The sequence below is a fragment of the Mesorhizobium sp. M0189 genome (assembly GCF_040322135.1).
Classification (GTDB): domain Bacteria; phylum Pseudomonadota; class Alphaproteobacteria; order Rhizobiales; family Rhizobiaceae; genus Mesorhizobium.
Window position 1 is genome coordinate 160,078 of sequence record NZ_JAMYSW010000013.1, and the last position, 26,679, is coordinate 186,756.

General features: G+C 62.1%; 24 protein-coding genes and 2 tRNA genes. 9 read left to right on the forward strand and 17 right to left on the reverse strand.

Features of this window, described 5'->3' with window-relative positions; translation table 11 throughout:
• Positions 1–1,122, reverse strand: a complete 1,122-nt coding sequence (locus NKJ09_RS22495; RefSeq protein ID WP_352495349.1) for a carbohydrate ABC transporter permease — start codon at positions 1,120–1,122, stop codon at positions 1–3.
• Between the two features lie 127 nt (positions 1,123–1,249).
• Positions 1,250–2,914 carry an ABC transporter substrate-binding protein gene (locus NKJ09_RS22500; protein WP_352495327.1) on the reverse strand — a complete coding sequence of 555 codons (1,665 nt, stop codon included), beginning with the start codon at positions 2,912–2,914 and terminating at the stop codon, positions 1,250–1,252.
• Between the two features lie 293 nt (positions 2,915–3,207).
• On the opposite strand from NKJ09_RS22500, the gene NKJ09_RS22505 reads away from it, so the two are divergent.
• The 6 genes from NKJ09_RS22505 to NKJ09_RS22530 all read left to right on the forward strand — a co-directional run bounded on the left by NKJ09_RS22505 (position 3,208) and on the right by NKJ09_RS22530 (position 8,578).
• Complete coding sequence (locus tag NKJ09_RS22505) at positions 3,208–4,266, forward strand: ABC transporter ATP-binding protein (protein WP_352495328.1); 1,059 nt, start codon at positions 3,208–3,210, stop codon at positions 4,264–4,266.
• A gap of 31 nt (positions 4,267–4,297) precedes the next feature.
• Positions 4,298–4,750 carry an RbsD/FucU family protein gene (locus NKJ09_RS22510; protein ID WP_352495329.1) on the forward strand — a complete coding sequence of 151 codons (453 nt, stop codon included), beginning with the start codon at positions 4,298–4,300 and terminating at the stop codon, positions 4,748–4,750.
• A 4-nt stretch (positions 4,751–4,754) separates the two neighbouring features.
• On the forward strand, positions 4,755–5,696 hold the full coding sequence (rbsK, locus tag NKJ09_RS22515; protein ID WP_352495330.1) for a ribokinase: 942 nt from the start codon (positions 4,755–4,757) through the stop codon (positions 5,694–5,696).
• Between the two features lie 228 nt (positions 5,697–5,924).
• Positions 5,925–6,545 (forward strand): hypothetical protein, encoded by a 621-nt coding sequence (locus NKJ09_RS22520; protein ID WP_352495331.1) that lies wholly within the window; start codon positions 5,925–5,927, stop codon positions 6,543–6,545.
• A gap of 183 nt (positions 6,546–6,728) precedes the next feature.
• Positions 6,729–7,376 carry a hypothetical protein gene (locus NKJ09_RS22525; protein ID WP_352495332.1) on the forward strand — a complete coding sequence of 216 codons (648 nt, stop codon included), beginning with the start codon at positions 6,729–6,731 and terminating at the stop codon, positions 7,374–7,376.
• Complete coding sequence (locus NKJ09_RS22530) at positions 7,373–8,578, forward strand: GmrSD restriction endonuclease domain-containing protein (protein WP_352495333.1); 1,206 nt, start codon at positions 7,373–7,375, stop codon at positions 8,576–8,578. The genes NKJ09_RS22525 and NKJ09_RS22530 overlap by 4 nt, the downstream gene beginning before the upstream one ends.
• A 135-nt stretch (positions 8,579–8,713) precedes the next feature.
• On the opposite strand, the gene NKJ09_RS22535 is transcribed toward NKJ09_RS22530, so the two are convergent.
• Positions 8,714–8,790, reverse strand: a tRNA-Asp gene (locus tag NKJ09_RS22535).
• 217 nt (positions 8,791–9,007) lie between these two features.
• Between NKJ09_RS22535 and NKJ09_RS22540 the strand changes: the two genes are divergently transcribed.
• Positions 9,008–9,083: transfer RNA gene (locus tag NKJ09_RS22540), tRNA-Val, on the forward strand.
• A 186-nt stretch (positions 9,084–9,269) separates the two neighbouring features.
• Positions 9,270–9,608 carry a hypothetical protein gene (locus NKJ09_RS22545; protein WP_352495334.1) on the forward strand — a complete coding sequence of 113 codons (339 nt, stop codon included), beginning with the start codon at positions 9,270–9,272 and terminating at the stop codon, positions 9,606–9,608.
• A gap of 200 nt (positions 9,609–9,808) precedes the next feature.
• On the opposite strand, the gene NKJ09_RS22550 is transcribed toward NKJ09_RS22545, so the two are convergent.
• The 14 genes from NKJ09_RS22550 to NKJ09_RS22615 all read right to left on the reverse strand — a co-directional run bounded on the left by NKJ09_RS22550 (position 9,809) and on the right by NKJ09_RS22615 (position 22,876).
• Entirely contained in the window at positions 9,809–10,465 is a 657-nt protein-coding gene (locus NKJ09_RS22550; RefSeq protein ID WP_352495335.1) for a GNAT family N-acetyltransferase, read from the reverse strand.
• Positions 10,462–11,232, reverse strand: coding sequence for an SDR family oxidoreductase (locus tag NKJ09_RS22555; RefSeq protein ID WP_352495336.1), 771 nt, complete (start codon positions 11,230–11,232; stop codon positions 10,462–10,464). The genes NKJ09_RS22550 and NKJ09_RS22555 overlap by 4 nt, the downstream gene beginning before the upstream one ends.
• Entirely contained in the window at positions 11,229–12,224 is a 996-nt protein-coding gene (locus NKJ09_RS22560; RefSeq protein ID WP_352495337.1) for an ABC transporter permease, read from the reverse strand. The genes NKJ09_RS22555 and NKJ09_RS22560 overlap by 4 nt, the downstream gene beginning before the upstream one ends.
• A 162-nt stretch (positions 12,225–12,386) precedes the next feature.
• Positions 12,387–13,427: a sugar ABC transporter substrate-binding protein gene (locus NKJ09_RS22565; protein ID WP_352481191.1), complete on the reverse strand. Its 1,041-nt coding sequence runs from the start codon at positions 13,425–13,427 to the stop codon at positions 12,387–12,389.
• A gap of 39 nt (positions 13,428–13,466) precedes the next feature.
• Positions 13,467–14,231, reverse strand: a complete 765-nt coding sequence (locus NKJ09_RS22570) for an ATP-binding cassette domain-containing protein (RefSeq protein ID WP_023717343.1) — start codon at positions 14,229–14,231, stop codon at positions 13,467–13,469.
• Positions 14,228–15,394, reverse strand: a complete 1,167-nt coding sequence (locus tag NKJ09_RS22575; RefSeq protein ID WP_352495338.1) for an ROK family transcriptional regulator — start codon at positions 15,392–15,394, stop codon at positions 14,228–14,230. The genes NKJ09_RS22570 and NKJ09_RS22575 overlap by 4 nt, the downstream gene beginning before the upstream one ends.
• A 111-nt stretch (positions 15,395–15,505) precedes the next feature.
• The gene (locus tag NKJ09_RS22580; protein ID WP_352495339.1) at positions 15,506–16,261 is read right to left on the reverse strand and encodes an ABC transporter permease; all 756 of its coding nucleotides are present in this window, start codon (positions 16,259–16,261) and stop codon (positions 15,506–15,508) included.
• Entirely contained in the window at positions 16,258–17,031 is a 774-nt protein-coding gene (locus NKJ09_RS22585) for an ABC transporter ATP-binding protein (protein WP_023717345.1), read from the reverse strand. The genes NKJ09_RS22580 and NKJ09_RS22585 overlap by 4 nt, the downstream gene beginning before the upstream one ends.
• Positions 17,031–18,059 (reverse strand): ABC transporter substrate-binding protein, encoded by a 1,029-nt coding sequence (locus tag NKJ09_RS22590; protein WP_352495350.1) that lies wholly within the window; start codon positions 18,057–18,059, stop codon positions 17,031–17,033. The genes NKJ09_RS22585 and NKJ09_RS22590 overlap by 1 nt, the downstream gene beginning before the upstream one ends.
• A gap of 90 nt (positions 18,060–18,149) precedes the next feature.
• Complete coding sequence (locus tag NKJ09_RS22595; protein ID WP_352495340.1) at positions 18,150–18,587, reverse strand: VOC family protein; 438 nt, start codon at positions 18,585–18,587, stop codon at positions 18,150–18,152.
• Between the two features lie 2 nt (positions 18,588–18,589).
• A complete protein-coding gene (locus NKJ09_RS22600; protein WP_352481187.1) occupies positions 18,590–19,330 on the reverse strand; it encodes a FadR/GntR family transcriptional regulator in 741 nt (246 codons plus the stop codon).
• Positions 19,327–20,763 (reverse strand): FAD-binding oxidoreductase, encoded by a 1,437-nt coding sequence (locus NKJ09_RS22605; RefSeq protein WP_352495341.1) that lies wholly within the window; start codon positions 20,761–20,763, stop codon positions 19,327–19,329. The genes NKJ09_RS22600 and NKJ09_RS22605 overlap by 4 nt, the downstream gene beginning before the upstream one ends.
• A gap of 224 nt (positions 20,764–20,987) precedes the next feature.
• Positions 20,988–22,271 carry a M23 family metallopeptidase gene (locus NKJ09_RS22610; protein WP_352495342.1) on the reverse strand — a complete coding sequence of 428 codons (1,284 nt, stop codon included), beginning with the start codon at positions 22,269–22,271 and terminating at the stop codon, positions 20,988–20,990.
• Between the two features lie 137 nt (positions 22,272–22,408).
• Positions 22,409–22,876, reverse strand: a complete 468-nt coding sequence (locus tag NKJ09_RS22615) for a peroxiredoxin (RefSeq protein WP_023717351.1) — start codon at positions 22,874–22,876, stop codon at positions 22,409–22,411.
• Positions 22,877–22,972: 96 nt separating this feature from the next.
• On the opposite strand from NKJ09_RS22615, the gene NKJ09_RS22620 reads away from it, so the two are divergent.
• On the forward strand, positions 22,973–26,350 hold the full coding sequence (locus NKJ09_RS22620) for a hypothetical protein (protein WP_352495343.1): 3,378 nt from the start codon (positions 22,973–22,975) through the stop codon (positions 26,348–26,350).
• Positions 26,351–26,679 lie beyond the last annotated feature (329 nt).

Here is a 26,679-nt window from a genome sequence, read left to right on the forward strand (position 1 = left end):
TCAGTTGACGTTGCGCACGAAGCGGCTGGCGAATTTCAGTAGCCAGGTCACGAAGACAATGATGATGACCAAATAGGCCATCGCCAGCATCGTGCCGTAGCCGACATTCGAGCGGTCGCGATATTCGCGGTAGATGAAGCTCGACACCGAATCAGTCGCGCCGCCCGGGCCGCCGGAGGTGACAGTGATGATGATATCGGCGAGCTTCAGCTTGAAGATGATGCGCAGGATGACCGCCGTCACCGACACCGGCAGCATCAGCGGGAAGGTGACTTGCCAGAAAGTCTGCCAGGCGGTGGCGCCATCGACACGCGCCGCCTCGAGCACCTCGCGCGACATCGCCTGCAGGCCGGCGAGCAGCATGATCATCATGAACGGGATGAAGGTCCACGCGTCGAGCACCATGATCGAGATGCGGGCGGTGATCGGGTTGGAGAAGAAGGCCGGGTTTTCCCAGCCGAGTTGCCGCGCCAGCGTTGCGGCAGGCCCGAAGCGGTATTCCATCAACGACTTGCCGATCATCCACGACACCGCGACTGGCGACAGCATCAACGGCAGCAGGAAGACGACGCGGAAGAATTTTCGCGCCCGGATCTGCGCGTTGAGCAGCAGCGCCAGGCCGAAGGCGATGACATATTCGACCAACACCGCCAGCACGTAGAGCACCATGTTGAACAGCGCGTTGCGATAATAGGCGTCGTTCAGCATCTGCCAGAAATTGTCGAGCCCGTTGAACGTCCGGCCGCTGAAAGAACTGAGGTTCCAATCGGTCAGCGCGATGTAGAAGCCGAACAGCGTCGGGAAGATCACCATGGCAATGGTGAACAGCAGCGCCGGCAGCAAGAACAGCGCGCGCTGGCCGTCCTCGCCGCGCGTCAGCACCTGGCCGATGCCGAGTGCGACACCCCACAGCACATAGGCGTAAACGACCGGCCGCCAGGTCTCGAAGCCGATGGTACCGACCTCGCTCTTGTAGAGGATTTGCAACGCGATCACCGCCAGAAGGCCGAGCGTCGCGGCAGCCATCAGCGCCCAGCCAAGCCGTTTGCGGCTCCGCGGTATCAGGTCGGATGGCACGGCGCCTGCCGGCCATTCACTTGTCGACAGAGTCTGGTCAGCCAGGGTCCGGTCAGCCACGCGTCTTGCCCGTTCACAGGAGGCTCGATGACCGGCCGAGCCGGTCGAGGCCAGGCCGATCAAGGTGAGGTCCGGCGGCTGTGCGCCGCCGAACCAGTTTCACGATCTCAGCCTACATGCCGAGCGAGGCCTTGTAGAGCTTGATCTGGTTGTCGCGACCGATCTGGTCGGTGATCTTCTCCCAGGCGGCGGCGATGGCGTCGGCACCTTCCTGTGCCTTCATCTTGCCGGCAAAGGTGTTGGCCAGAATGTCCTCGGCGGCGCTGTAGTACTGGAAGATGCCGGGGATACGTGGCTCGATCGCCGCGTTCGGATGGTTGTAACTGTCGGCTTCCGACTTGAGATATGAGCTTATGAACGCTTCGTCGTAGCCGGCCGTCACCCATTCCGGAATGTTGAAATGGGAGTTGCGGTAGGGCTGGAAACCCGACGGATAGGCCGCGCACCAGAGCGACAGGTCCTTGCCGCCGAGATGAGCGGCGGCCGACCAGGCCGCCTTCTTCTTCTTTTCGTCGCTGTCAACGCGCGCCATGACGTAGACCCCCCAGCCGAGATAGGCGCAGTTCGGCGCATGGTTCGGGCCGCTGGCGAGCTTGTCCCACTGACCGGTCTTGGAGTTATAGACATCGTCCGAGCCCGGCAGAATCGAGAAGCCGGTGACGTCGCCTACAACCGACGAGTCGTTGGTTTTGACGTTCGAGCCAGCGTCTCCCCACCAAACCAGCATCGACCCGGTGCCGCCGAGGAATTGAGAGAAACAGGTCTGGTTCGGGTCGGCATTGATCTGATCTTGCGGTTCGGAAGGTAATGCATCGATCACGTCCTGGATCGCGCGGACCCAGGCCGGGTTGTTGACGCGCGGTTTCATTGTGTCCGGATCGAACAGCCAGGCTTTGTCGTCGGGATGTTTGGCGTAAGCGCTGGCGCGGCTGCCAAGGAAGTAGAAGCCGAAACCGCCCCAGGGCTTGGGCGCATCGAGATAGCCATAGACGTCCTGGCCGTTCACTTGCTTGCCCTTTAGGAACTTGGTCACCGCCTGCACTTGCTGCCAGGTCTTCGGCACGCCCCATTCGCCTTCGCCGCCCCCATCCTTCCACGCCTTGGCGAGATCGGCATCGGCGAACACATCGGTGCGGTAATTGAAGTTGTGCGCGTCGCCGTCAACGGTCACACGATACTGCTTGCCGTTCCACGTGCCGACGGGGGGTTTCAGATAGGCCACCAGATCGTCCATGTCGATCTGCGTCCTGACCCAGTCGGGCATCTCTGAAGTCAGACCCTTGCCGCAGACGTCGCCTTCGAACGGTGCGCCCATTTCGACGATATCGAAGTCGATAGTGTTGGTAGCGATCGCTTGCTGCAGACGCGGATTGTAGTCAGCCTGCGCCAGGTCGATCCAGTTGATCTTAGCGCCGGTATAGGTCTCCCACGGCTTCAGGAAGCCGCGAAACAGCACATTGTGCAGGTTCTGATTGTTGAGGCCCATGAAGGTGAGTTCGACACCGGCGAATTCGCCTTCCTTGACATTGGCCTTGGTGGCGCCCAGGCAAAGCTCGCCGACCTGCTGGAAGTCGGCATCGGTCGGCTGACCCTTGCCGACGCCCGGGATCTGCAGGATCTGCGCGCGCAGGTCATCGGCGGCCGCAGCCGGGCGCGTCAGGGCACCAAGTCCGGCGCTTGAGGCCGCGGCGACGGCGGCCATGCTGGCCGCTCCCTTCAGCACGTCGCGGCGGGTGGCCCCGGCGCGGACAAGTTGGTTATAAAGGCTGACTTTCATCTCGTTCCTCCCAGAAGATCAATCGTGAATTGGTTCAGATGATGGAGCGCCGATTATGTTCCCCAACGACAGCGACTCCCGTAAATAGCGGCCCGAATTCTCCCTCCCGCGACGCCTCGCATTGAGTGCCGGACAAGCGTACCGGTGCGCCCGGAACAGGGTCATAAGCCGGGCACTGTCACTATTCGCACAACGAAGTGCGGTGTCAACGTGAATGGGTTTTTTATCTATAAGAGACCGACTTGCCCTCGCCGTTTGCGTTGTTTAGCTTCACGGCAACTGAAGGGGGAATGATGGCTCAAGTCGCGATCCGCAATGTGGCCAAGGCGTTCGGAACCGTCAAGGTTCTGCACGATGTCAGCGTCGACATCGCCGACGGACAGTTCGTGGTGCTGGTCGGGCCTTCCGGCTGCGGCAAGTCCACGCTGCTGAGGATGGTGGCCGGGCTGGAAACGGTTTCCGGCGGCACCATCGCCATCGGCGAGCGCGTCGTCAACCATTTGCCGCCGGCCAAGCGCGACATCGCCATGGTGTTCCAGAACTACGCGCTCTATCCGCACAAGACGGTCGAGCAGAACATGGCCTTTGCTCTCAAGCTGCGCAAAACTGATCCGGCGGTGGTCACTGAGCGGGTCAAGCGCGCCGCCGACATCCTCGACCTCAACCCCTACCTCAAGCGCTATCCGCGCCAGCTCTCGGGCGGCCAGCGCCAGCGCGTCGCCATGGGTCGCGCCATCGTGCGCAACCCGCAGGTGTTCCTGTTCGACGAGCCGCTCTCCAATCTCGATGCCAAGCTGCGTGTCCAGATGCGCACCGAGATCAAGGAACTGCACCAACGACTGAAGACCACCACCATCTACGTCACCCACGACCAGATCGAGGCCATGACCATGGCCGACAAGATCGTGGTGATGCGCGACGGTCGCATCGAACAGGTCGGCGCGCCGCTGGAATTGTTCGACCGGCCGGCCAATCTGTTTGTCGCCGGCTTCATCGGCTCGCCCTCGATGAACCTGCTCAAGGGCGTCGTGCGCAAGGGCGACAAGCCCGTCGTCGAGATCGCCGGGACGCCGTTCCCGATCGCATCGAGCAATACCGTGGAAGATGGCCGCAATGTCGTCTACGGCGTGCGGCCCGAGCATCTCGAAATCCATCCAGATGGTGTCCCAGCGAAGATTTCGGTGGTCGAGCCGACCGGTTCCGAGACTTTGGTGTTCCTGCGCTTCGGCGAGGGCGAGATGGTGGCGCTGTTCCGTGAGCGCCACGACTTCAAGCCGGGCGACACACTGCACCTGAAACCGCGGCTCGACCAGGTGCATCTCTTCGACGCAGAGACCGGCAAGCGTCTCTGATTTCGCCCCAGCAAACTTCGCGAGGAATACCATGCTCAAAGGAATCAATCCGCTGCTCAATGCCGATGTGCTGCAGGCGCTGCGGGCGATGGGCCACGGTGACGATCTGATTATCGCCGACACCAATTTCCCGTCCGATTCGGTGGCGCGCCAGACCGTGCTTGGCCGGCTGCTGCGCATCGATGCGTCGGCGGCCGACGTGGTCAAAGCGGTACTGTCGCTCTATCCGCTGGACACCTTCGTCGACGACGCGGCCGCGCGCATGGAGATCGTCGGCAAGCCGGACGACATTCCCGCCGTGCAGCAGGAAGTGCAAAAAGAGATCGATGCCGCCGAGAGCAAGGCCTGGCCGATGATCTCGGTCGAGCGCTACGCCTTCTACGAACGCGCCAAGAAGGCCTATTGCGTCATCCAGACCGGCGAGCGCCGCTTCTATGGCTGTTTTGCGTTCCGCAAGGGCGTCGTGCCGCCGGATGCGGAGTAGCGGCATGCCGGCGAAACCGATCGTCATGAAGCCGGTTGTCATATTGGGCGTCTTCGTCGCCGATACGGCCTACCGCGCCGCCCGCCAGCCGCGCATGGGCGAGACGATCCTGGGCACGTCCTTCACGCTCGGCCCAGGCGGCAAGGGCTCGAACCAGGCGGTGGCAGCCGGCCGGCTCGGCGCCGATGTCACCTTCCTTACCCGCCTCGGCGTCGATCCCTTTGCCGATATGGCGAGACAGACCTGGTCGCACGCCGGCGTGAAGAGCGCCGTCATCGACACGCCGGAAAGCTACACCGGTGCCGCCTATATCTTCATCGAGGAGACGAGCGGCAACAACGCGATCATCGTCAGCCCTGGTGCGGCGATGCTGATCTCGCCCGCCGATATCGAGGCAAATGCCGGCCTGATCCGCGCGGCCGGCGTTTTCGTCACCCAGCTCGAACAGCCGATCGAGGCGGCGCTGGGGGCGCTGGAGATCGCGCGCGGGGCAGGGGTGACCACCATCCTCAACCCGGCGCCGGCGGCCAGGCTTCCGGACCGTATCTACACGCTTTGCGACTATGTCACGCCGAACGAGACTGAGGCCGAGGAACTGACCGGCATCAAGGTATCCTCCATCGACGATGCCCGCCGTGCCGCCGACAGCCTGCTCGAGAAGGGCGTGGGCGCTGTCATCGTGACGCTCGGCGAAAAGGGCGCACTGCTGCACACGGCCGACCGTTCCGAGCATGTCGCAGCGGTCGCCGCCGGCCCGGTCATCGAGACCACGGGTGCGGGCGACGCCTTCAATGGCGGCCTGGCTGCGGCGCTGTCGAGGGCGATGGAACCCCTGCAGGCGGTGCGCTTCGCCTGCGCCGTCGCCGGCATCTCGGTGACGCGCCGGGGCACCGCGCCGTCCATGCCAACGCTGCAGGAGGTCGAGGCGCTGCTGGCGAGAGGTTGAAGTTCGATTCGTCAGTGCCGAAGCTCATACGGCTAGAACCTGCGATCTCCCGCGTGACAGGCTATGCAAAGCCGGGTTGGAATTTCCTCCTACTTCAAACAGATGCGGACAAGCCGAAAGAACTTTGAACTGGTCAGTAAGCACTTGACCCTGTTCACAAGTGATCGCCCGTCGTGATATTGCGGAATGATGGGTGGGTTTTGGAAGGACGGGACTTGGGCAGTCGCCGTGGCGATTGCGATGTTTGCCGCAATCCTACTGGCGATGTGGTTCACGTACCACTGGGATTTCGCAGATCTCTGCGGCGCCGACGAAACGGCTGGCGAGTGTTTCCGCGAATGGTATGGATCTTCGGCGGGGTATTTGGCTGTTCTGGTAGGCGCGCTCACAATTTATCCGCTTTACCGGCAGATTGAAGAGCAAAGGAAACAGACTGAGTTTCAGCTCGGCGACGCATCCCCTACCATGGATATCACGCTGGATCTTGAGGACCATGAGCAGATTGTAGTTCGCATCGTGAATTGGAATAGACGCGGACTGGTAATCTGGGACCTCGAAATTCAGGGGATCGACGGTTCGACAACAGGAGTAATGGAATACAAAATCGATGGGAACGTGATCGAGAACCCTAGTGAATACTACCTGCGAGGATGGGAAGACAGAAGTCGAGGACCTAGAGTCGCACAATTCAAGCTTGCCGCTTCGGCTGGAGACGAAATCGTAAGCTCTTTTCCTATGACCACCCAGGTAGCTGTGCTCGTTCAGCTTTTTGGCGAAAGCCACAAACAGGTGTTGTTGCGTGCGAAACTCTTCCCGCAGGAAGAAGGGTTTGAAATCATAGGTGGATAGGAACCGACGCGTCGACAGAAGCCTAGCGACAATTAAGAGCGGCGACGACAGAGGCCTAGCGAGAATTAAGGGCGACGACGTCTCGGAAAGATTCACTGGTTCGATTTCGCAGCTGCCCCTGACGACAGAATTGGGATATGGATCCCGTAGAACAGAACGTTGCAAACGCTTGGGGGAGCTTGCGTGTTTTCTGATGTCGCAGCCTTGCAGGCTGCCTTACTTAATAAAGAGCCGAAGTCGTTCGTCTCGCACCACATTTTCGAACCAATCCCTTTTGCTTTCAAAGATGACCTCGCCCTGTGGATTGAATGGAAACGCAAACTTGCGGACGCACTTGACGTCGATCCGCAAGATATCGTGATGACGGGAAGCGCGGCAGTTGGTTACAGCCTGAACCCGCACAACGATTTCAAGGCATTTGATAACGGTTCAGATTTTGATTGCGGTGTAGTTAGCAGCTACTACTTTGATATAGCCTGGCGGTATTTGAGGCAGTTGAGAGTCTCATGGCTTTCGCTCCCGCAGCCGACTAGAAATGCAATTACAAGCCATCGTAAGACTTACGTGTTTGCAGGGACCATTGCTGCCGATAAGATGCTTGGAATACTTCCGTTTGGCCAGACGTGGCAGGCGGCGCTTGATACAATGAGTCAGATCGATCCGACAAAAGGGCGAGACGTCAAGCTGCGTCTCTATAAGGACTTTGATTCTTTGCGATACTACCAAGCTAGCAATGTTGAGCGTTTGCGAGATTCGCTCGGCGGGCAGGCTGAGTCCGAACCAATCGGAAATAACGACAGCGACGACATATTGATTGAGGACGGCGAATGACCCAGCCTGATAACTTTCTCCATACGACACATCGAACAATTACGTGGTTTAAAAAGGCGTTCGCGAACAATGAGCTTGTTCTTGCCGCCCCTTTCCAACGGAATCCGGTTTGGACGAACCTTCAGAAATCATATTTGCTTGACACTGTTCTGAACGGGTTGCCGATACCTGAGCTTTATATGCAGGATCTTGTAAATGAGACCGGCGAAGAGAAGCATATCGTCGTCGATGGGCAGCAGCGTATACGAGCGGTCCTTGAGTATGTTCTAGCCACATTCTCGCTCGAGGGGAACGATGTTGCCAAAAATTGGCGCGGCTTAAAATTTGACGACCTGTCTGTCGACGACAAAAAAACTATCTTTAACTATAAGTTTGTCGTTCGTATTTTGCCACCGGAACTAAAAGAGGAGGACATCCGCCGGATTTTCGCAAGGTTGAATAAGAATGTTGTTGCACTGACGGACCAAGAGCTTCGGAACGCGACCTATTGGGGGCCGTTCATCAAGGCAATACAACATATGGCTGATGAGGATTCGTTCTGGGCCGACTGTGGAATTTTCTCCGCAAACGATCACCGACGTATGAACGATCACGAGTATATTAGCGAATTGGCTATTGCATATTTACATGGTCCTCAAAACAAAAAAGATCGGCTCGACCATTATTATCAGCTCTATGAAGAGCAGTTTGAAGATCGAGATAACCTTGTAAAATCTTTTAGCGCGGTCACGTCTGAAGTGGGGAGAATAATACCCAAATTAGCAGGGACTCGATGGAAGAAAAAATCGGACTTTTACACGATGTTTTTGGAATTGGCCGGACGAAAAGATAGGATTCCGTTCAATGAGGACAAGTTGCTGGAAATCTCAAACAACCTCATCACCTTCGGTCATAGAGTTGATAGTCTGCTCCGATTGGAAGAAAAGGATTGGGGTTCTCAGGACGCCAATGTGATTTCTTATGCGAGGAATGTCGCCCGAGCAGCCTCTGATCGCGCAAATCGCATCGCTCGCTCGGCGGCGTTCTCGCACTTCGTGTTTAAGGAAGAGCCAGTTCACACTCTGCCGGAGGCAAGCGAGGCGTCTGACGCAGTAGAGATTTTCATAGGCCTTAGCCCGCCAGAGGATCAAGATGGAGACTATGAGGTAGAGGGCACCACATCTTCTGAAGCCTCTGGATCGTCAGAAGCCTCTGGCCGATAGGAATGGGATCGCAGACTCTTTGACGTTTTCTCAAGTCAGGAAGGCGGTTCGCTGGACCGAATCCGTGAAAAGTCTGAATTGCCGGTTTGGCATTCAGACTACTGGCCACTTCTCAATCAGCAATTGACTGAGAAATGGCGCGAGTGACGGGGCTCGAACCCGCGACCTCCGGCGTGACAGGCCGGCACTCTAACCAACTGAGCTACACCCGCGCATGGACGAGCACGTGTCAGCCGTGTTCGTCGTTGGGGCGGTGGATAAGGGGTAACCCACCGGGTGTCAAGCGGACCCGGACAGCATAACAGCAAACAGGAGAAGGTTTTTTGACAAGCCGAACTTTGTTGCCGAAACCGGCTCCCGGCCAAGCCACTCGCCGCTCATTTGGCCTTGCGAAGCCGGCCCTAACTGCTTAAAGGTCCGGCCCGGGGCGGGCGATTAGCTCAGTTGGTAGAGCGCTTCGTTTACACCGAAGATGTCGGCGGTTCGAGCCCGTCATCGCCCACCATTTTCCTCGATGTGTTCAGTTTGGGCTACACCGCTCAAGCTGATCGCCCAGGTGAGACGCGTCCGACCACTGTGCTACTCGGACTTTGGTCTGATTCAAACTGTCTTTCCGCAGGGACTTAAGTCTGATCTGCTTGCCTCTCATGAGGGAAACGATTGCCGAAAGCTACAACTTGCAGTATCTCAATTGCGTATGGGCATGGGCGGGAGCGAAAATATTCCTGGATGGCTTGCGAGTCATCTTCCGGACGATCCCGTGATCGCAGGAGATCTCGCGGATAAGATATCGAAGGAAGCTGAAAAAAACCGGCTTCCAGGCGAACGGGTTGTGAAGACAACCCGTAACGAAGAAGACACCTTCAAGAAAGAACAAGTCGAAGCTTATCCCGACGCCGCGGTTGCAGGAGTCTTTGCCAGCGGTTCATTCCTCGCCCTGTTGGTATTAGCCATTTATCTGCTTTATGTGCTCTCGATTGTGGCCGGGGGAACGGTCGTGGATGTTCCCTTGCCGCCCATACTGAACTAGTAGACGCTCCGCCAACACTCGGATTAGCCCCGCACCGTGTTGATGCTGGTGACTTTCGTGTCTGCGGTGGAGCACGCGACGAAGGTTTCGTTCCCGCGGCAAAGGTGTTCACGCGGGCAACTGGCTGCTGCAGAACGGCAGCATTGTACTTCCATAGGCCTCCCGGTTCTTTGCAACTTGGGCGATTGGCTTGTCGCAGATCAGCCTGCAATCGCCGGAGCGTGAGCAATCCGTTTCGCCACATAAACACAACGCTTTGATGAATCAGCGTCCTGCACCACCTCAAATCCAATCGCCTTGTAGAACCTTAGCGCGCCATCGTTCTCCGGCATGACTTCGAGGTGGATGCCGGTCGAGCCGCTCGCGGCAAGCCCCTGCTCGAGGAAGGCCATCGCGCGCCGGCCGATGCCTTTCCCGCGCGCCTGCGGCAACAGGTCGATATGGCCATGCGACGGATAGGCGGTCAGCGCAGGCGGAACAGCGAAATCGGGATGATGGACCCGATGCCGCGCCCAGTCGCTGCCGCGCCAGCGCGAGCTGTCGGGTCCGGGGTCTGCCACGCGCCGCTGAAGGTCGGGATACCAGTCTGATGCCAGGCTGGCATTGAAAGCGCCCGTATCGGCCGCGCCAAGCAGGTAGCCGGCCGCACCTGCGGGACTATCGATAATGAAGGCCAGCTCGGGTTCGAGCACCTGGTAGGGAATGGTGTAGAGGAGGCCGAGCAGGTCCGGGTCGTCCTCGCGGCCGCTGGCGTCCTTGCCGGCATCGCCGGTCTTGAGACAGATCATCGCAAGCGCTGCATGATCGGCGGTGGTCGCCCGGCGCAGGAAGAAACCGCCGCCGAAATCGACGATCATGGCGGCAGCAGCCGGAAATCCTTGCCCTCGGGCAAAAGCTGCCCGCCGTCGACGATAATGGTCGTGCCGGTGATGTAGCTGGCGTCGTCGGAGGCCAGGAACAGGAAGGCATTGGCCACGTCGCGCGGGCTGCCGAGGCGGCCGAGCGGGATGGCGTCTTCCATGTTCTTGATGAAGGCCGCACCGCGATGCTGCTCTATGCCTTCGGTGAGGATGTTGCCGGGCTCGACGCCGTTGACGGTGATGCCGTAGCCGGAGAATTCGAGCGCAGCCGAACGGATCAGCCCGTTGATGCCGGCCTTGGTCGCCGAATAATGGCCGTGGCCGGGACTGGTGACATGCGGGCCGGTGATCGAGGAGGTGAACAGCATGCGGCCAAAACGCTGTGCCTTCATCGGCACCAGCGCCGCGCGTGCGGCGACAAAGCTGCCGCGCAAATTCACCGCCATGACCCGGTCCCAATCGTCGGGACTGGTGTTTTCCAGCAATTGCCAGGGATAGATGCCGGCATTCTGGACCATGATGTCGAGCCGGCCGTGATGCGCTAGCGCCAGCGCCACGGCGGCTTGCGCATCGGCCATCTGTGAAATGTCGGTGTGTATGAAGGCGGCGCCGAGCTCGTCCGCAGTCGCTTGCCCGGCCTCAACCTCGGTATCGGCCAGGACAAGCGTCGCGCCCTCTTCGGCAAAGCGTTGTGCGATGCCCTTGCCGATGCCGCGCGCACTTCCGACGATCAGCGCGACCTTACCTTCCAGACGGCCGGTCATGCGAGCCTCTGGCGGATGGTTTGCTTGAAGGCGTCGAGCAGCACGGCGGCGAGGACGAGCAGGCCGTGGATCACCTGGGTGAAGTTGGCCGGCAGGCCCATCAAATTAATCGCCGTATTGATGGCGGAGAGCAGCAGCACGCCGGCATAGACACCGGGCAAGGTGCCGACGCCGCCCTTCAGGCTGACGCCACCGATGACGACCGCGGCGAAGGCGTTGAACAACAGGCCGACGCCCAGATTGGCGGTGGCGCCGGAGGTACGGATTGCCAGCAGCCAGCCGGCAAGGCCGGCGATGGCACCGGCGAGAACAAAGGCTATGACCAGGTTGCGATTGACGCGGATGCCGGCGCGGAACGTCGCCGTCTCGTTGCCGCCGATCATGACCAGGTGCCTGCCAAAGGGCGTCTTGGCCATGATCAGCGAGAACACCACGAAGCACGCAATGGCGATCCAGGCCGTCAACGGCAGGCCGCCCAGGCGCTGGATGCCGAACCAGCGGATTGCCGGCGCAAGGTCTTGTGCCGAGCGGCCACCGGAGATGACCAGCACCAGGCCGCGTACCCAGATGTAGGAGGCCAGCGTGATGATGAAGGCGCTCATCTTCACCCTGACCACCAGATAGCCGTTGAAAGCGCCGATGAGGGCGCCGACGGCAAGCGCGATGAGCAGCGAAACCGGAACCATCAGCCATTGCGGCTGCAACTGGATGCCAAGGCCGATGCCCGACGAGCAGAACAGGATGCCGACCGCCATGGCGCTGAGCGCCGCCACCGATTCGACCGACAGGTCCATATGGCCGGCGATGATGACCAGCGCCAAGCCGATCGACATGACGCCGAGCACGCTCGAGGCCTCGATGATGTTGGCGAAGATGCCGAGCTGAAAATAGTTCGGGATGAGGATGGAAAAGACCACCAGCACGAAGACCAGCATGAACCAGACAAGATTGTCGAGGATGAACTCGAGGGTTTGGCGCGTGCGAGGGTTCATCTGCGGATCCGGTTGGCGCATGACCCGAAGAACCACTCGGTCGTCGGAAAGATCAGGCGCGGTTGAAAATTGCTGCAGCATTCCCGTGCGCGTCCGTTTGAACGCACCGGGCTGCAGGGCTGGGCTCCGGGCCTGCGTGGCCCGGAGCTTCTGGCGAGTTCGCTATTCGACCGGCTTTATGGTTTCGGCCGGCGGCTTCATGTTGCCCCAGAAGGCTGGGTTATCGACATTTTCCTTGGTGATCGCAGCGCCGGGGATCTTGATGTTCGGCCCCCACGCTTCCTTGGTCAGGGTCGATTTCAGGCCAAGCACATCATATTCGCCGGGCTTGATCTCCTGCTTGTTGACCACCTTGTCCATGAACATGGCGACCGCCGCGGCCTGGGCGTAGAGCGGCTGCTCGACTTCGACATTGAGCCAGCCCTTGCGGATCAGGTCGAGGCCGACCGGAGCGCCGTTCGAACTCATCAGCATGACGTCGCCCGGTTTCTTGCCGGCGGCCTCGAGCGAGGCGACGGCAGCGACCGAAAGATGCGCGGCGTGGCTGAAGATCAGGTCGATGTCGGGGTTGGCGAGCAGCTGGTCGTTGACGATGGTCCCGGCTGCATCCGCCGCCCATTGCATGGCCGGCAGCGAGATGATCTTGACGTCCGGGAACGCCTTCATCTTCTCCTCGAAACCCTTCTGGATATCGAGCGTATAGGGATCGCCCGGATCGCCGAGCACCTGCAGGATCTTGCCTTTCACCGAGCCGTTCTTCGCGGTCAGGAGTTTTTGCGCCTGGTCGGCGGCGACGTAGCCGATCTCGACGGTTCCGGCCACCGAGGTGAAGTCGGACGGCGTCGAGGTGATCTGGCGGTCGAACTCGACGACCGGGATGCCGGCGGCACGGGCGGCCTCGATCGACGGTTTCAGCGCATTGAAATCGACGGCGGCAAGGATGATCGCCGCCGGCTTGAGCGCGATGACGTCGTTCATCTGCGATTGCTGAGCGTCGGTCTTATTGTCGGCGTTCAGCGTCTTCATCTCGTAGCCGACCTGCTTCAGGAACAATTCCAGCGCGCTCACCGAGCCGGTCTGGAACTCATCGAGCAGTGTCGGCACCATGTAGTAGACGGTGCCCTTGGACTGAGCGAATGCCGGCGTGAGCGTGGCAAAGGCCAGTGCCAGGATACCGAAGACGGAAAGAAGTATTTTCTTCATGTCGTTCGCTCCTCTTGCGCCGGACCCCTCATTTGTCCCTCAGCTCGCCGGTCCGGCACCGGCAAGCGTCTCTCCGGTGATCATGTTGATCACCGCGTCGGGACTTGTTTTGTTGCGTGCGACATCGCCAGCCACGACGCCTTGCCGGATCACCACGATCCGGTCGGCGACCTGGAAGGCCTGTTGCATGATATGGGTGATGATGACGACGCCGATACCCTGGCTCGCCACCTGGCGGATCATGTCGAGGCCGCGCCGCGTCTGCTCGACGCCGAGCGCTGCGAACGGCTCGTCGAGAAGCACCAACTTGCCGCCAAAATGCACGAACCGGTTGAGCTCGATGGCCTGCCGCTGACCGCCGGAGAGGTGCTCGACATTGGTGCGAAGCGAGGGAATGCGGGTGCCGGCGCTGGCCAACGCCTTTTGCACCACCTGCTCCATGGCGCGCTCGTCGAGCACCGGAATGCCGAGAACCTTCCTGGTGATCTCGCGGCCCATGAAGAAATTGGCGACCACGTCGACATTGGTGCAAAGCGACAGGTCCTGGTAGACGGTCTCGATCCCCGCGGCCTTGGCCTCGGCGGGGGATTTGGCGAGGAATTCCTTGCCTTCGAACAGCATGCGGCCGGAGGTCGGCTCGAGCCCGCCGGCAATGATCTTGACCAGCGTCGATTTGCCGGCGCCGTTGTCGCCGAGCAGCGCCACCACTTCGCCCTTGCCGATAGAAAAGCTGATGCCTTTCAGTGCTTCGATGGCACCGTAATTCTTGGCAACGTTATCGAGCACCAGCAGCGGTTCGCTCATGCCGCGATCCCCTTGTTATGCAAGAGATCCCGCCCGCGTTCGCGTTCGGCGGTGAAGATCTGGCCGAAGCGTGGCGAAAGCACCCCTGAGACGGCAAGCGCTGCGGCGCCGCGCAACACCGCATGCTGGCCGCCGCGCGCGACGCTGACGCGGGGCGTCGTGCGGTCGCTTCGCGCCGAGACCGAGTTGGGCAGGTGCGCAGCTGCGCCGGCCAGTCTTTCGAGCAGGTCGGTGGACGCCAGCCCGCCAAGGATGATGGTTTCGGGGTCGAACAGGTTTTCGATGATGGTGATGGCGTTGCGGAAGATCGGCGCGATCTCGCTCACCCAGTCGGCGTCGGCGACGTTGCGGCGCCGCAGCGCCTCGAGCGAAAGATACCGTTCGAGGCAGCCGCGATTGCCGCACGGGCAGGGCTCGCCGCCCGGCACCACGGGAATGTGGCCGATTTCGCCGGCATTGCCCCAGGCGCCGCGCAATGCGGCTCCGTCATGCACCATGACGCCGCCGAGGCCGACACCGAAATAGAGATAGTAATATTCGGAATAGGCCGTGCCGAGGCCATAGAGGCGCTCGCCGATGGCAGCCGCCGCCATGTCGGTTTCGAAAAAGGCCGGCAGCCCGGTCGAGGCGGCCAGCCGCTCGCGCAGCGCCACATCCTTCCAGCCGGTCATGGTGGTCGGACCGACAAAGCTCATGGACTCCACGCCAAACGGCCCGGGCAACGCCATGCCGATGCCGAGGACGCGGCCACCGGGCCGCAGTGCTGTCAATTCGAGTACCATGGCGCCGATCAGCTCGAAGGCGTGGTCGGGCGTTGCATTTGGGGCCTCGCGGTAGCTGCTCTCGATGACATCGCCGCTGAGGTTGATCAGCGCGGCATTGATGCCCAGCGGGGTGACGTGAATGCCGACGGCATAGCCGCCTTCCGGATTGATCCGCAGCGTTGCCGGGGGCAGGCCGCGCCCCTTGGGCTCTTCGCGCAGCGACAGCACGTAACCGTGCTCTTCCAGCTCGCGAACGATGGTCGACACCGTCTGCACGGTGAGCCCGACCCGCCTGGCAATGTCGCCGCGGGCGATCGGCCCGTGAAGGCGGATGGATTCGAGCACGATGCGCCGATTATACGGCCGCCCGAACTCCTGATTGGTTCCCCGCAGTGCCATGCCTTGCGCCCTCGAGAGAGGCCAGACTGGCACTGAAGATTTATTCAGTCAAATGGAATTCAAAAATAAATTTACAGCCCGCGCCTGGCGGATGGCCGCTCGACGGAATGGTCAATAGCGGATGGCACGGCGCTCCAGCAGAACCACGATTGCGAACATCGCGATCGACAAGGACGACGACAGCACGATTGCCGCATAGAGCCGGTCCGACTGATAGTTAAAGGTCGCCTGGATGATGAGCGCGCCGAGGCCCTTATCCGACCCGATCCACTCGCCGACAATAGCGCCGATCACGGCCGTGGCCGAAGCAATTCTCAGCGAGGAGAACAGCATCGGCAATGCTCTTGGCAGGCGCAGGCTCCAGAAGATCTCCCAGCGCGTAGCCGATAGCACCCGGAACAGTTCGTGCTCGTTGTCGCTGGCCGAGTCCAGCCCGCGAATCATGTTGACCAGCGTCGGGAAGAAGCAGATCACCGCCGCGATCACGATCTTCGGCGTCATGCCGAGCCCGAAGATCAGGATGATGATCGGCGACAGCGCCAGGATGGGAATGGTGTTGAAGAACAGCACGATCGGAAAATAGGCGGCCTGCAGGATGCGGCTGTGCACGAACAGCACCGCCAGCAGCACACCGGCAAAATTGCCGATGACAAATCCCGCCAGCGCCTCGATCAGCGTCGGCCAGAGATTGCTGAGTAGCAAAGCAAGACTCTTCCGGAACACGCCTGATATGACCGTCGGCGTCGGTACGATATACGCCGGCACGCCGAGCCATGGCAACAGGAACTGCCAGGCGAGCAGGATCGAGGCCGCGCCAAAAACGGGCAGGGCGACGGCCAGCGCCGATGGCAAGGGCGCCTGCCTCATGAGGCCTGTTCCAGCGCGCCGCGCAGTTCGGCCATCGCGGCAACGATCGCCGGATCCTCGCGCGAACAGCGGTTGCCTGCCTGCTTGAACGGCCGCATGTCGAGGTCTCTGGCCAGGCGGCCCGGATTGGCGGCGAGAACGATGACCCGTTCTCCGAGATAGGCGGCTTCGGCGATCGAATGAGTAACGAAAAGGATGGTCGCGCCGGTGCGCCGCCACAACGACAAAAGCTCGTCGTTGAGGCGGTCGCGGGTGATCTCGTCCAGCGCACCGAAGGGCTCGTCCATCAAAAGCAGCCTGGGTTGCCCGAGCAGTGACCGGGCGATCGCCACGCGCTGGCGCTGGCCGCCGGACAATTGGTGCGGCAGACGCTCACCGAACCCGGCAAGCCCCATCAGATCAAGCAGCTCGTCGGTTCGATCGTCTATTGTCCGGGTAAGCCGGCCTTGTCCGACATCGAGCGGCAGGCGGACGTTGTCGCGCACGGTGCGCCAGGGCAGCAGGGTCGAGTCCTGGAAGACGAAACCGACATCGCGCCGCGAACGGACAGCATGCGGTGTGTCGCCAAGCACGCTGATCGAGCCGCCGAGCGGATCGAGCAAGTCGGCCACCACCCTGAGGAACGTCGACTTGCCGCATCCCGAAGGTCCAAGGATCGACAGGAAGGAGCCGGCCTCGACCGACAGGTCGAGACCGGAGAGCACTTTCACCACCGGCTGCCGGCCGCTATAGCCGACATCCAGCCTGCGGGCCTCGATCGCGTTCGCCATCAAGCCGCGGGCGCGTCGAGCTTGGGTCGGTCGGCGGCCGACAATTCGAGTACCTTGGTGGTGTAGACATCGGCTGCCGCGGGCCGGCCGTTCGGGTATTGGCCGACCTTGTCCAGCAGCGCCAGCTGCTCCTCGATCGATGCGGGATCGAAGGTTCCCCATCCGTCCTTGGCGGTTGCACCGTCAAAGGAGAGTTTCAGCACCAGATTGATCGTCTTCTGCTCCCAGCCAAGGTCCATTTCCGGATAGGCTTCGACCATCTTCTTGACTGCTTCCTGCGGATTGGCGTGCACCCAGCCCCAGCCCTTGGCGACGGCGCCGATGAATTTCGCCAGCATTTCCGCATCCTGTTCGATCGCTGTGTCGGTAGCGAAATAGACGTCGGCATAGGAGTTCAGCCCGAGATCGCGCACCAGAAGATCGATCCGGTCGTTGCCGACGACGCTCAGCGCCTGGGTGTTGGTGATCCATCCGCCAATCGCGTCGACGTCGCCGCGCACCAGCGGCGCCTTGTCGAAGCCGACATTGACGACGGTGACCTCGGACGGATCAATACCGTTCTTGGCCAGGATCTCATCGATGACGAAGCGCGCCGTCGGCTGGATGCCGATCTTCTTTCCCTTGAGATCGGCCACGCCGCGGATCGGCTTGGCAGGCTTCGAAGTGAAGGCATAGGGACCGGTGCGGAAGCCGCAGGCGATGATCTTCACGGGCACGCCGCTGGCACGCGCCGCGTAGAGCTGCGGCGTTTCGGAAAACTGGCCGAGTTGTGCGGCGCCCGAAATCACCGGCGGCACTGTCGCCGCATTGGGACCGCCCGGGCTGAATTCCACCTCGAGGCCCACCTCCTTGAAATAGCCGTTGGCGACGGCTGCGATGTCGCCGATCTGTCCGTTGGACATCAGCCAATCATACTGGATGACGACCTTTCCGGCAGCCTTGGCGCCCGGCGTCAGCACGAGCTGCATTCCGGCCGAAGCTGCCGCGACGGCGGCGAAGCCGGCTTTCACGAAGCTGCGGCGGTTCATGTCGTAGTCTCTGTTCCCACTCATTTTTCGCTCCTGTTGCAAGACGTTCTCGTCTCTTCATTGCGCGCCGTTCCCGTGGCGCGGCGTCGTCTACGGCTGTTCGTCGTGATAGTCGCCGGGGCCGCCGTCGAGCCAGGCGTATAGTTCCCAAAGCGTGTCGTCGGGATCGGTGAAATATGCGCAGCGCGCGTTCCAGACATAATCCTCCGGCGGGCCGTAGAAGGGCACGCCCTTGGCTGCCAGTTCGCCATGGAGCCGGTCGATCTCGCCGGGCGCGTCTAGCCTGACCGCCACGCAGACCTTGTGCGCCTGGCGCGGCGACCTCAACTTCGAGACGCCGGTGTGCCGGTTGATGTGATCGATCTCCCACGCCGCCAGCGTGACGCCCTCGCCATGAAAGTCGGCAAAGCCCTCGGCGCGACACCGCAGGCGGAAGCCGAGTTTTTCGACATAGAATTCAACCGTCCGCTCGATATTTTCGACGAGCAGGCAGACGTCCGAAATCGCATATGCGCCTCCGACCGGCATGGCTACCTCCCTGTGCTGTGCGCGGCGCGCGATGCTGGCAGTTTGACGCCGACGCGGTCGGCGGCGCCGACGATGTGGGCGCGCATCGCCGCCTCGGCGGCCGTGGGATCGCCCGCGACCAGCGCCTCGTAGATGCGCACATGCTCCCCGACATTGACTTCGACCAGGTCGTGCAGCGGATTGGTGAGGCGCGCGTAGTGGATCGAGCGGCGGATCTGCTCGCAAACGAAGGAGATAAAGGTGTGGATGTAATTGTTGCCGGTCGCCCGTGCGATCTCGCGATGGAACAAAAGGTCGGCGTCGATGCTGCCTTCTTCCCAGCGCTCCTCGCCGCTCATCCGGTCTAGCGCCGCCTTGATTGCGTCGAGGTGCTCCTGCCCGCGCCGTTCGGCGGCGAGCGCAGCTGACTCGGCTTCCAGTATGCAACGCAGCTCGAACAGCCGCTCCATATTCCCGGTCGCTTTCAGCGCCTCGCCATCGATCCGGATCGAGGCGCGCTGCTCCGGCGCCAGCACGAAGGCGCCGACGCCTTGCCGGGCTTCGATCATGCCATCGGCCCTGAGTTGAGCGATCGCCTCGCGCACCACATTGCGACTGACGCCGAATTTTTCCGAGAGCTGCTGCTCGGTCGGCAGCCGCGTGCCCGGATTGAGGTCGCCGGATTCGATCTCGCGGCTGAGGAATGCGGCGACGCGATGCGGCAGCGCCTCGACCGTGCCGATAGCGGCCAGTCTTTGCTTCATGGAAAGGTCTCCGTCGATGGCAGAAGGCAGCCGGGATTCATCAATCCCTGAGGGTCGATCGTTGTTTTGAGCGCCGTGACGAGCCGGCGATGGGCAGGCGCCAGGCCGGCCCAGAAAGTGCGATGACGGGTGCGGCCGATGCCGTGCTCGGCGCTGATCGACCCGCCAAGCGCGCCGACGATCTGGTAGAGTCCGGCAGTGATCTCCGCGCCCTGGGCACGAGCTTCCCCCTCGGCGAGCCCAAGCGGTGGCAGGAGGTTGAAATGGACGTTGCCGTCGCCGGCATGGCCATAGGCCTGCGGCAGCCAGCCTGGATGTTCCAGCGCCACGAATTGGCGGGCCTGATCGATGAGGGCAGGGATGTCCGATATCCTGACCGCAAGGTCGGTGCGCACATGGTAGCCGCGTCTTACCTGGCCCTCGACCAGCCCTTCGCGGATCGCCCAGAAGGCCCTGGCCTGTGCGACGCTTTCAGCAAGGACGGCCTCGGCGACCAGACCGCTCTCAATGGCTCCGGCCAGGAAATCGACCAGCATGGAGCGCAGATCGACCGTAGCACTTGCGGAGAGTTCGATCAGCACGTGGACGGGAGCTTCGACCGGCGAAACGATGTTGGCATCGATCAAGCGCGCGAGCGCGATGCACTCCGATCCAATGATCTCGAAGGCCGAAATCAGATCGGATGAGGCCCGGCGAGCCTGCCGGAACAGGGTGATGGCCGCTTCGAACGAAACGAGACCGAGATAAGCGGTCTCGACCCGGGCCGGTTTCGGAAACAGCTTGAGCTCGACGCCGGTGATGATGCCGAGCGTTCCTTCGCTGCCGATGAAGAGCTGCTTCAGGTCGTAGCCTCGATTGTCCTTGCGCAGGCCGGAAAAGCCGCTCCACAACTCGCCATCGGGCAGGACGACTTCGAGGCCGAGGATGATATCGCGCGCCATGCCATAGCGCAGCACGTTGGTGCCGCCGGCATTGCTGGCCGCATTGCCGCCGATCTGGCAGCTTCCCTGCGCGCCGAGCGCCAGCGGAAACAGGCAATCCTCTGCTTCTGCCGCATCCTTGATGTGCTGCAGGATGCAGCCGGCATCGGCCTGCAGGACGAAATTGTCGGCGTCGACGAGACGGATGCCGTTCAACCGCTCCAGACTGACGACCACCGCGCCACGGGAGTCGATGTCGATTGCACCCGCCACCAGCCCCGTGTTCCCGCCCTGTGGGATGATTCCGAGCCCGAGCGTGCCGCAGAGCCGCGCCACAGCCTGGACTTCGCTGACGGAAGCAGGCTTCAGCACCGCAAGGGCTCCGCCGCGATGATCCCCGGACCAGTCCAAAAGGTATTTCGCCATGCCGGCAGCGTCGGCGGTCACGCCGCTTTGTCCGACAGCGCCCTCCAGAGCATTCAGAATTTCAGGCGGGATACCATGAACGGTCATTACAAGCCTGCTGGACTAAGGCATAGGCTTATACATATCATCCTACAACTGCGTCGGAGTCAACGCTGTGGGGCAGAGGCCCTCAAGGGCTGGAGCCGAATGTTTGCTGGGGAGAATAGAGCGAAGGGCGATCGCCCGAGGATACTTAGGTGAGGCCGCCTTGGCCTGGCTGCGCCGGCCCGATGCCGCTCAATTGCTGGGTCGTCTGAGGAGCAGCCCGGCTCCTAGAGATACCGCTCGACCTTCTTGCCGACGGTCAAAAACCGCAGCGGGTCGATCGCCTCGCCATTGTGGCGAACCTCGTAGTGCAGATGCGGGCCGGTCGAGCGGCCGCTGTTGCCGGTCTTGCCGATGATGTCCCCGGCATCGAGCTTCTGGCCGACGGCGACGTCGATTTTGCTGAGATGTCCGTAACGCGTCACAAAACCGTTGCCGTGGTCGACCTCGACCATGCGGCCGTAGCCGCCGTTCCAGCCGGCCTTGACGACGACGCCGGCTGCCGTGACCTTGGCCGGCATGCCGACCGGCGCCCTGAAATCCATGCCGGAATGCAAGGCGGCCGTGCCGAGGATGGGGTCGGTGCGCACGCCGAACGGGCTGGTGACGCTATGGCCGGGGGCGGGGTTGGCGAGCGGCAGCCGGCGCGCCTCCTTTTTCAGATGATCCAGCGCGTCAAGCGCCTCGTCCAACTCTTTGACCTTGCTGTCAAAGACCAACGAACTGTCGAGCGGTATCAGCGGGCCGCCGACGTCGCTCTTTTCGAATTCGCTGTCGACCGGCAGGCCGGCGGCCTCGAGCGCCTGCGAGATCGCGTCGGCGCTCTTGTAGGCATTGTCGGCAAGTGCCGCGATGCGGGTGAGCTGCTGGCTCTCGATGGCCTTCAGCGAGTTGTTGATCGAAACGAAGAGCTTGTCTGCCCGGTCGGCCGCGCTTTCGCTCGGCAGCGGATTGGCGCGGGTCGACCACAGCGAGAACAGCCTGGTGTCGTCGCTGGCAAGGGGGGCAGCAAGGCTGGCGACGGAGTAGGCCATCGGCTGGGCGATGCTGCCGGTCGCGTCGGCGTGTTCGTCCGGCTTTGCCGTCGGCACGGGCGGCGTTGCGACCTCATTTTCGGCTCGTTCGAGGATCGGGCCGAGGCGGCCGTGACGCAGGCTGAGCTGGCTCTGCCGTTCCAGCAACTCGCTGACCTTGGTTTCCATCAGCTGCTGATCGAGAAGCTGGCGGCTGGTGATGCGGTCGACCTGGCCGCGCAATGCCGAGATGCGGTCTTCATAGGCCTGCTGCATGCGCGCCTGCCGCGCCGTCGTGGCGCCGATCAGGTCGTCGCGCAGCACCAGATAAGAGGTCGCCAGCAGGTAGCCAATGACGATCGCCGCCAGCGCCGAGCCGCAAAATGCGGCCAGCCACGGACGTATGGTGAAATGCCTTATCTGGTCGCCCCGGGCGATGATGACGGTGTGGGGCTCTCTGCGTCTGCCGAAGACCGCTGACTGACTGGCTACGTTCACGGGACCAAGCTTTCGTTACGACACCAACGACGAGCCTGATTACACATTATTAGGGTTAACAAAGTTTTGCCGGACCGAACGACGGGCAAAGGTATTCGCGCAAACGGGCATCGAATTGCAGCGGCGTGCCGCAGCTCTCAAAGGGCGCGAACCGCCTCCAGCACCGCTTCGGCGTGGCCTTTGACGCGGACGTTACGCCAGATCCTGGCGATGCGTCCGTCCCGGCCGACCAGGAACGTCGCCCGCTCGACGCCCATATAAATGCGGCCGTAGAGCTTCTTTTCGACCCACAAATGGTAGGCCTCGATCACCTTGCGCTCTTCGTCGGCGACCAGGTCGATGCTCAGATCGTATTTCGCCTTGAACTTGTCGTGCTTCTTGACGCTGTCCGGCGACAGCCCGATGACGACAGCGCCGGCCTTTTCGAATTCCGGCTTCAACTGCGAAAAGCCGATCGCCTCGCTGGTGCAGCTTGTGGTGTCGTCCTGTGGGTAGAAATAGAGTACGATGGGTTTTCCCAGCAATGCGGCGAGGCTGAGTGAACCGCCGCCGTCGCGCGGAAGATCGAATTGCGGCGCAACATCGCCCACGTCGAGGTCAGCCATACCGATGCCCTTGTTTGAGGTTACGCGCCAGGCTGCATCGATATAATGTCGAGCGGGGATTCGTCCACGATCGAATTCGTTTCAACGGAAGATTGCGTGGATCAGGAGCTACCGCAGCACGAGAAGATCAGGTTCAGGCGTGACGAGATCACCGACCTGGGAACCTTTCCGTCCGCGTGCCGCGTCCCGCCGCTCGGCCAGGCGTCGATCGGTCGCGGCGTTCGTTTGATGGCGCGGCTGTTTGCCGGCCTCGTCGCCCTTGTGCTGCTGGCTGCGGCCGGTGTCTATGTGATCGGCGTGTCCGGTTTCGGCTCGGAGCGGCTTCGCGCGGAAGCCGAGACGGCAATCGAGAAATTGGCCGGCTTCGATGTCGATGTTGCCGTCGGGCCGGCCCGGCTGACGCTTGACGGGTCGAGCTTCATTGCGCTGCAGGTCAGCGACGTCAGCCTCAAGACCGCCGACGGCAAACCGATGGCCGATGCCGGCCGGGTCCGCTTCGGCATCCGGCTCATCCCGCTGCTTTCGGGCGAGGTGCGGCTCACCAGCGCCCGGATTTCCGACGCGCACATCGTCATGGCGGCAATGCCGTCCGGCGGCGACTGGACGGCCGGGCTGCGCAACCAGGACGGTCTCATCGATCCGGAAAAACTTTCCGTCGCCGTCTTCGCCAACGTCAACCGCGCGCTCGATGCGGTGCGCGAGGATTCGGTGCGCCAGATCGATCTGCGCAACGTCGAGCTGGCACTGCCCGAGACCGGATCGGTCAAGTCGGTCACCATCGCCGACGCCTCCGTGTCGCAGTCGGGACCGGGAAGCATGGAGTTTTCATCCGACGCGGATGTCGACGGCAGGGCGCTCACCATCGCCGCTTCCGCCACCCGCGATCCGGCGACGCGACGCATCACCACGCTGGACGCCAGCATCCAGGCGGCCGACGCCGACACTGCGGCTGCAGGTGGCAAATTGGGCGCAATCGCCTTGAAGCTGGCGGGGTCGGAAGCGGCCGGCGACAACGGCTCGCGGCTGACCGCTGCCCTGTCGCTGACCGGATCGGTGCTCGATCTCGGTTCGCGCGGCCTGCTTCCGGCCGACGTCGATCTCGATGCAACGCTCGTCGCCGGTTCGAACAAGATCCAGGTCGACGGATTGCTGGTGAAGACCGGCCGCTCGACCTTCGATTTTGCCGGTTCGATCGGGCCGAAGCCGGCGACCGGCACAGCGGGCGAGGAGCCATCCTATCGCTACGACCTGACCAGCGACGGTTCGACCTTGGCGCCGTCGGATTCGCCGGAACCGGCGCTCAGCTTCATTGCCCGTATTGCCGGCATCTACCAGCCGACGAGCCAAAAGCTGGTCGCCGAGCAGATCGGCGTCCGGTCCGGACCGGGCAGCGAAGTGCTGGGCACGGCTTCGGTTTCATTCGTCGCCAACCAGGCGCCGGGCATTTCGGTGGCGCTCAATGTCCACGACATGCCGGTCTCGCACGTCAAGCAATTATGGCCGTGGTTTTCGGCGCGCAATGCCAGGCTGTGGGTGCTTAAGAACCTGTTCGGCGGCCGCGTCGTCGATGGCAGCCTGCAATTCCAGGTCGTACCCGGACGGCTCGGCAACGGCGTGCCGCTTTCCGCCGATGAAGTCTTCGGCCGATTCCAGGTTGAAGGATCGCGCTTCGACACGGCCGGCCGTATTCCGCCGATCCGCGATGCCGTCGGCGTTGTCGGCTTCCACGGCAACGACGTCGACGTCGCGCTGTCCTCGGGCAGCGTCTATATGCCGAGCGGCCGTACCGTGGCGGCAAGCAACGGCACGCTCACCGTCAAGGCGGCGAACCATCCGCCGGTGATCGGCGCGCTCGACATCGATGTCGCCGGCGAGGCGCCGGCGATCGCCGAACTGGCATCCTATGACCCGATCAACGCCATGCGCCATGTCGGCCTGCTGCCGGACGACCTGTCCGGCACGGTGACCGGCCACGTCAAGGCCGATATTCCGCTGCAGTCCGGCGTCGACTCCTCCAAACTCGATTGGCTGGTGGCGCTCGACTACAAGGACCTGTCGCTGGCCAAGCCGTTCGAGGGCCAGACGGTCAGCCATGCCGACGGCTCGATCACCGTCGCACCCGACCGGGCGGTGATCTCGGCCAAGGCGCTGCTCAACGGCATTCCGGCCGAGCTCGACCTGATCGAGCCGCTCAGGGATGGCGGCCCGCCGCGCAGTCGTAAAGTAGCGCTGGTGCTCGACGACAAGACCCGCGCCACCGCCATGCCTGGCCTGTCGACGCTGCTTTCCGGAACCATCAAGGTGGCGATCGACAAGAGCGGCACCGGCAACCAGAACGTGTCGGCCGACCTGACCAATGCCAGGCTGGACATTCCCTGGGCCGGCTGGAGCAAGGGCCCCGGCATTCCCGCCAAGGTCACCTTCGCCATGGCGAAGACCGGCGACACCACGACGCTGTCCAATTTCGAACTCGACGGCAAGACCTTCTCCATCGACGGCAGCGCGGTGCTGGTCAACGGCGCCTTGTCCTCGGCCCGGTTCAGCAAGGTCACGTTGAACAGGGGCGACGACGTCGCCGTCTCGGTGAAGCGGTCGGGCAAGGCCTATGCGGTCGAGGTTAGCGGCAGCGCGCTGGACGCACGCTCGCTGATCAAGCAATTCACGTCCGACGTCGACACCGCCACCAAGACCACCGGCGTCGATACGATCTCGGTCAGCGCCGACGTCAGTTCCCTGACCGGCTTCCATGACGAGGTGCTATCGAATCTGAAGCTCGACTACAGCGCCGCCGGCTCCAGGGTGAACGGGCTCAAGGTGAGCGCCACGGCAGATTCGGGAGCCGCGATCACCATCAGCAATACGACCGGCGGCGGCCTGCGCGCGCTCAACATGAAGTCGGCCGATGCCGGTGCCATACTGCGCTTCCTTAACATCTACGAGCACATGGAAGGCGGCTCGATCACGCTGGCACTCACCGGGGCCGGCGACGGGCCGATGAAAGGCCAAGTCGACGCCAAGAACTTCTTTATCGTCAACGAGCCGAAGCTCGCCTCGATCGTGTCGACGACGCCGGCTGGCGACAGCCGTAGCCTCAACGAGGCGGTCAAAGGCAATCTCGACACGTCGAGGGTGAAGTTCGAGCGCGGTTTCAGCGAAATCGAGAAGGGCAGCGGCTATCTGAAGCTGCGCAACGGCGTGCTGCGCGGCTCGCGCATCGGCACCACCTTCCAGGGCACGCTCTACGACCAGAACAACAATATGGACATCACCGGCACGTTCATGCCGGCCTACGGCGTAAACCGCATCTTCGGCGAACTGCCGCTGATCGGCGCGCTGCTCGGCAACGGCCGCGACCGCGGCCTGATCGGCGTCACCTACAGGCTCAAGGGCAACGCCAACAAGCCCAACCTGGAGGTCAATCCGCTATCGGTGATCGCGCCCGGGATATTCCGGTCGATCTTCGAGTATCGGTGAGGCGGCCAGGGTAGGCGGGCAGGGTAGGCGGGTGGACACCGACGCTCTGTAGTGATCCTTCGCGCCCCCCTCTGTCCTGCCGGACATCTCCCCCACAAGTGGGGAGATTGGCAGCTTCCACGCTGCGCTCTTCCTGCAACGTTGTAGATTGGCGAAAGCCGGCGCGAAAGCCGATCTCCCCCCTTGTGGGGGAGATGTCCGGCAGGACAGAGGGGGGCGCTGTCCCGCCGGCACCAACGGTTGCGCGTCAAACCGGCCGCACCAGAACGTGCTTCTTCTTGCCGAGCGACAGCTTTGCGACATTTTCCAGGCCCATATCCTGCAGCGTC

Excerpts from the sequence above, each read along its gene's own strand:
- NKJ09_RS22605 (WP_352495341.1), bottom strand. The coding sequence starts at position 20,763 with ATGACCGTTCATGGTATCCCGCCTGAAATTCTGAATGCTCTGGAGGGC.
- NKJ09_RS22510 (WP_352495329.1), top strand. The coding sequence starts at position 4,298 with ATGCTCAAAGGAATCAATCCGCTGCTCAATGCCGATGTGCTGCAGGCG.
- NKJ09_RS22595 (WP_352495340.1), bottom strand. The coding sequence starts at position 18,587 with ATGCCGGTCGGAGGCGCATATGCGATTTCGGACGTCTGCCTGCTCGTC.
- NKJ09_RS22575 (WP_352495338.1), bottom strand. The coding sequence starts at position 15,394 with ATGGCACTGCGGGGAACCAATCAGGAGTTCGGGCGGCCGTATAATCGG.
- NKJ09_RS22530 (WP_352495333.1), top strand. The coding sequence starts at position 7,373 with ATGACCCAGCCTGATAACTTTCTCCATACGACACATCGAACAATTACG.
- NKJ09_RS22565 (WP_352481191.1), bottom strand. The coding sequence starts at position 13,427 with ATGAAGAAAATACTTCTTTCCGTCTTCGGTATCCTGGCACTGGCCTTT.
- NKJ09_RS22590 (WP_352495350.1), bottom strand. The coding sequence starts at position 18,059 with ATGAACCGCCGCAGCTTCGTGAAAGCCGGCTTCGCCGCCGTCGCGGCA.
- rbsK (WP_352495330.1), top strand. The coding sequence starts at position 4,755 with ATGCCGGCGAAACCGATCGTCATGAAGCCGGTTGTCATATTGGGCGTC.
- NKJ09_RS22555 (WP_352495336.1), bottom strand. The coding sequence starts at position 11,232 with ATGACCGGCCGTCTGGAAGGTAAGGTCGCGCTGATCGTCGGAAGTGCG.
- NKJ09_RS22585 (WP_023717345.1), bottom strand. The coding sequence starts at position 17,031 with ATGGCGAACGCGATCGAGGCCCGCAGGCTGGATGTCGGCTATAGCGGC.
- NKJ09_RS22500 (WP_352495327.1), bottom strand. The coding sequence starts at position 2,914 with ATGAAAGTCAGCCTTTATAACCAACTTGTCCGCGCCGGGGCCACCCGC.
- NKJ09_RS22600 (WP_352481187.1), bottom strand. The coding sequence starts at position 19,330 with ATGAAGCAAAGACTGGCCGCTATCGGCACGGTCGAGGCGCTGCCGCAT.
- NKJ09_RS22560 (WP_352495337.1), bottom strand. The coding sequence starts at position 12,224 with ATGAACCCTCGCACGCGCCAAACCCTCGAGTTCATCCTCGACAATCTT.
- NKJ09_RS22615 (WP_023717351.1), bottom strand. The coding sequence starts at position 22,876 with ATGGCTGACCTCGACGTGGGCGATGTTGCGCCGCAATTCGATCTTCCG.
- NKJ09_RS22570 (WP_023717343.1), bottom strand. The coding sequence starts at position 14,231 with ATGAGCGAACCGCTGCTGGTGCTCGATAACGTTGCCAAGAATTACGGT.
- NKJ09_RS22580 (WP_352495339.1), bottom strand. The coding sequence starts at position 16,261 with ATGAGGCAGGCGCCCTTGCCATCGGCGCTGGCCGTCGCCCTGCCCGTT.
- NKJ09_RS22550 (WP_352495335.1), bottom strand. The coding sequence starts at position 10,465 with ATGATCGTCGATTTCGGCGGCGGTTTCTTCCTGCGCCGGGCGACCACC.
- NKJ09_RS22505 (WP_352495328.1), top strand. The coding sequence starts at position 3,208 with ATGGCTCAAGTCGCGATCCGCAATGTGGCCAAGGCGTTCGGAACCGTC.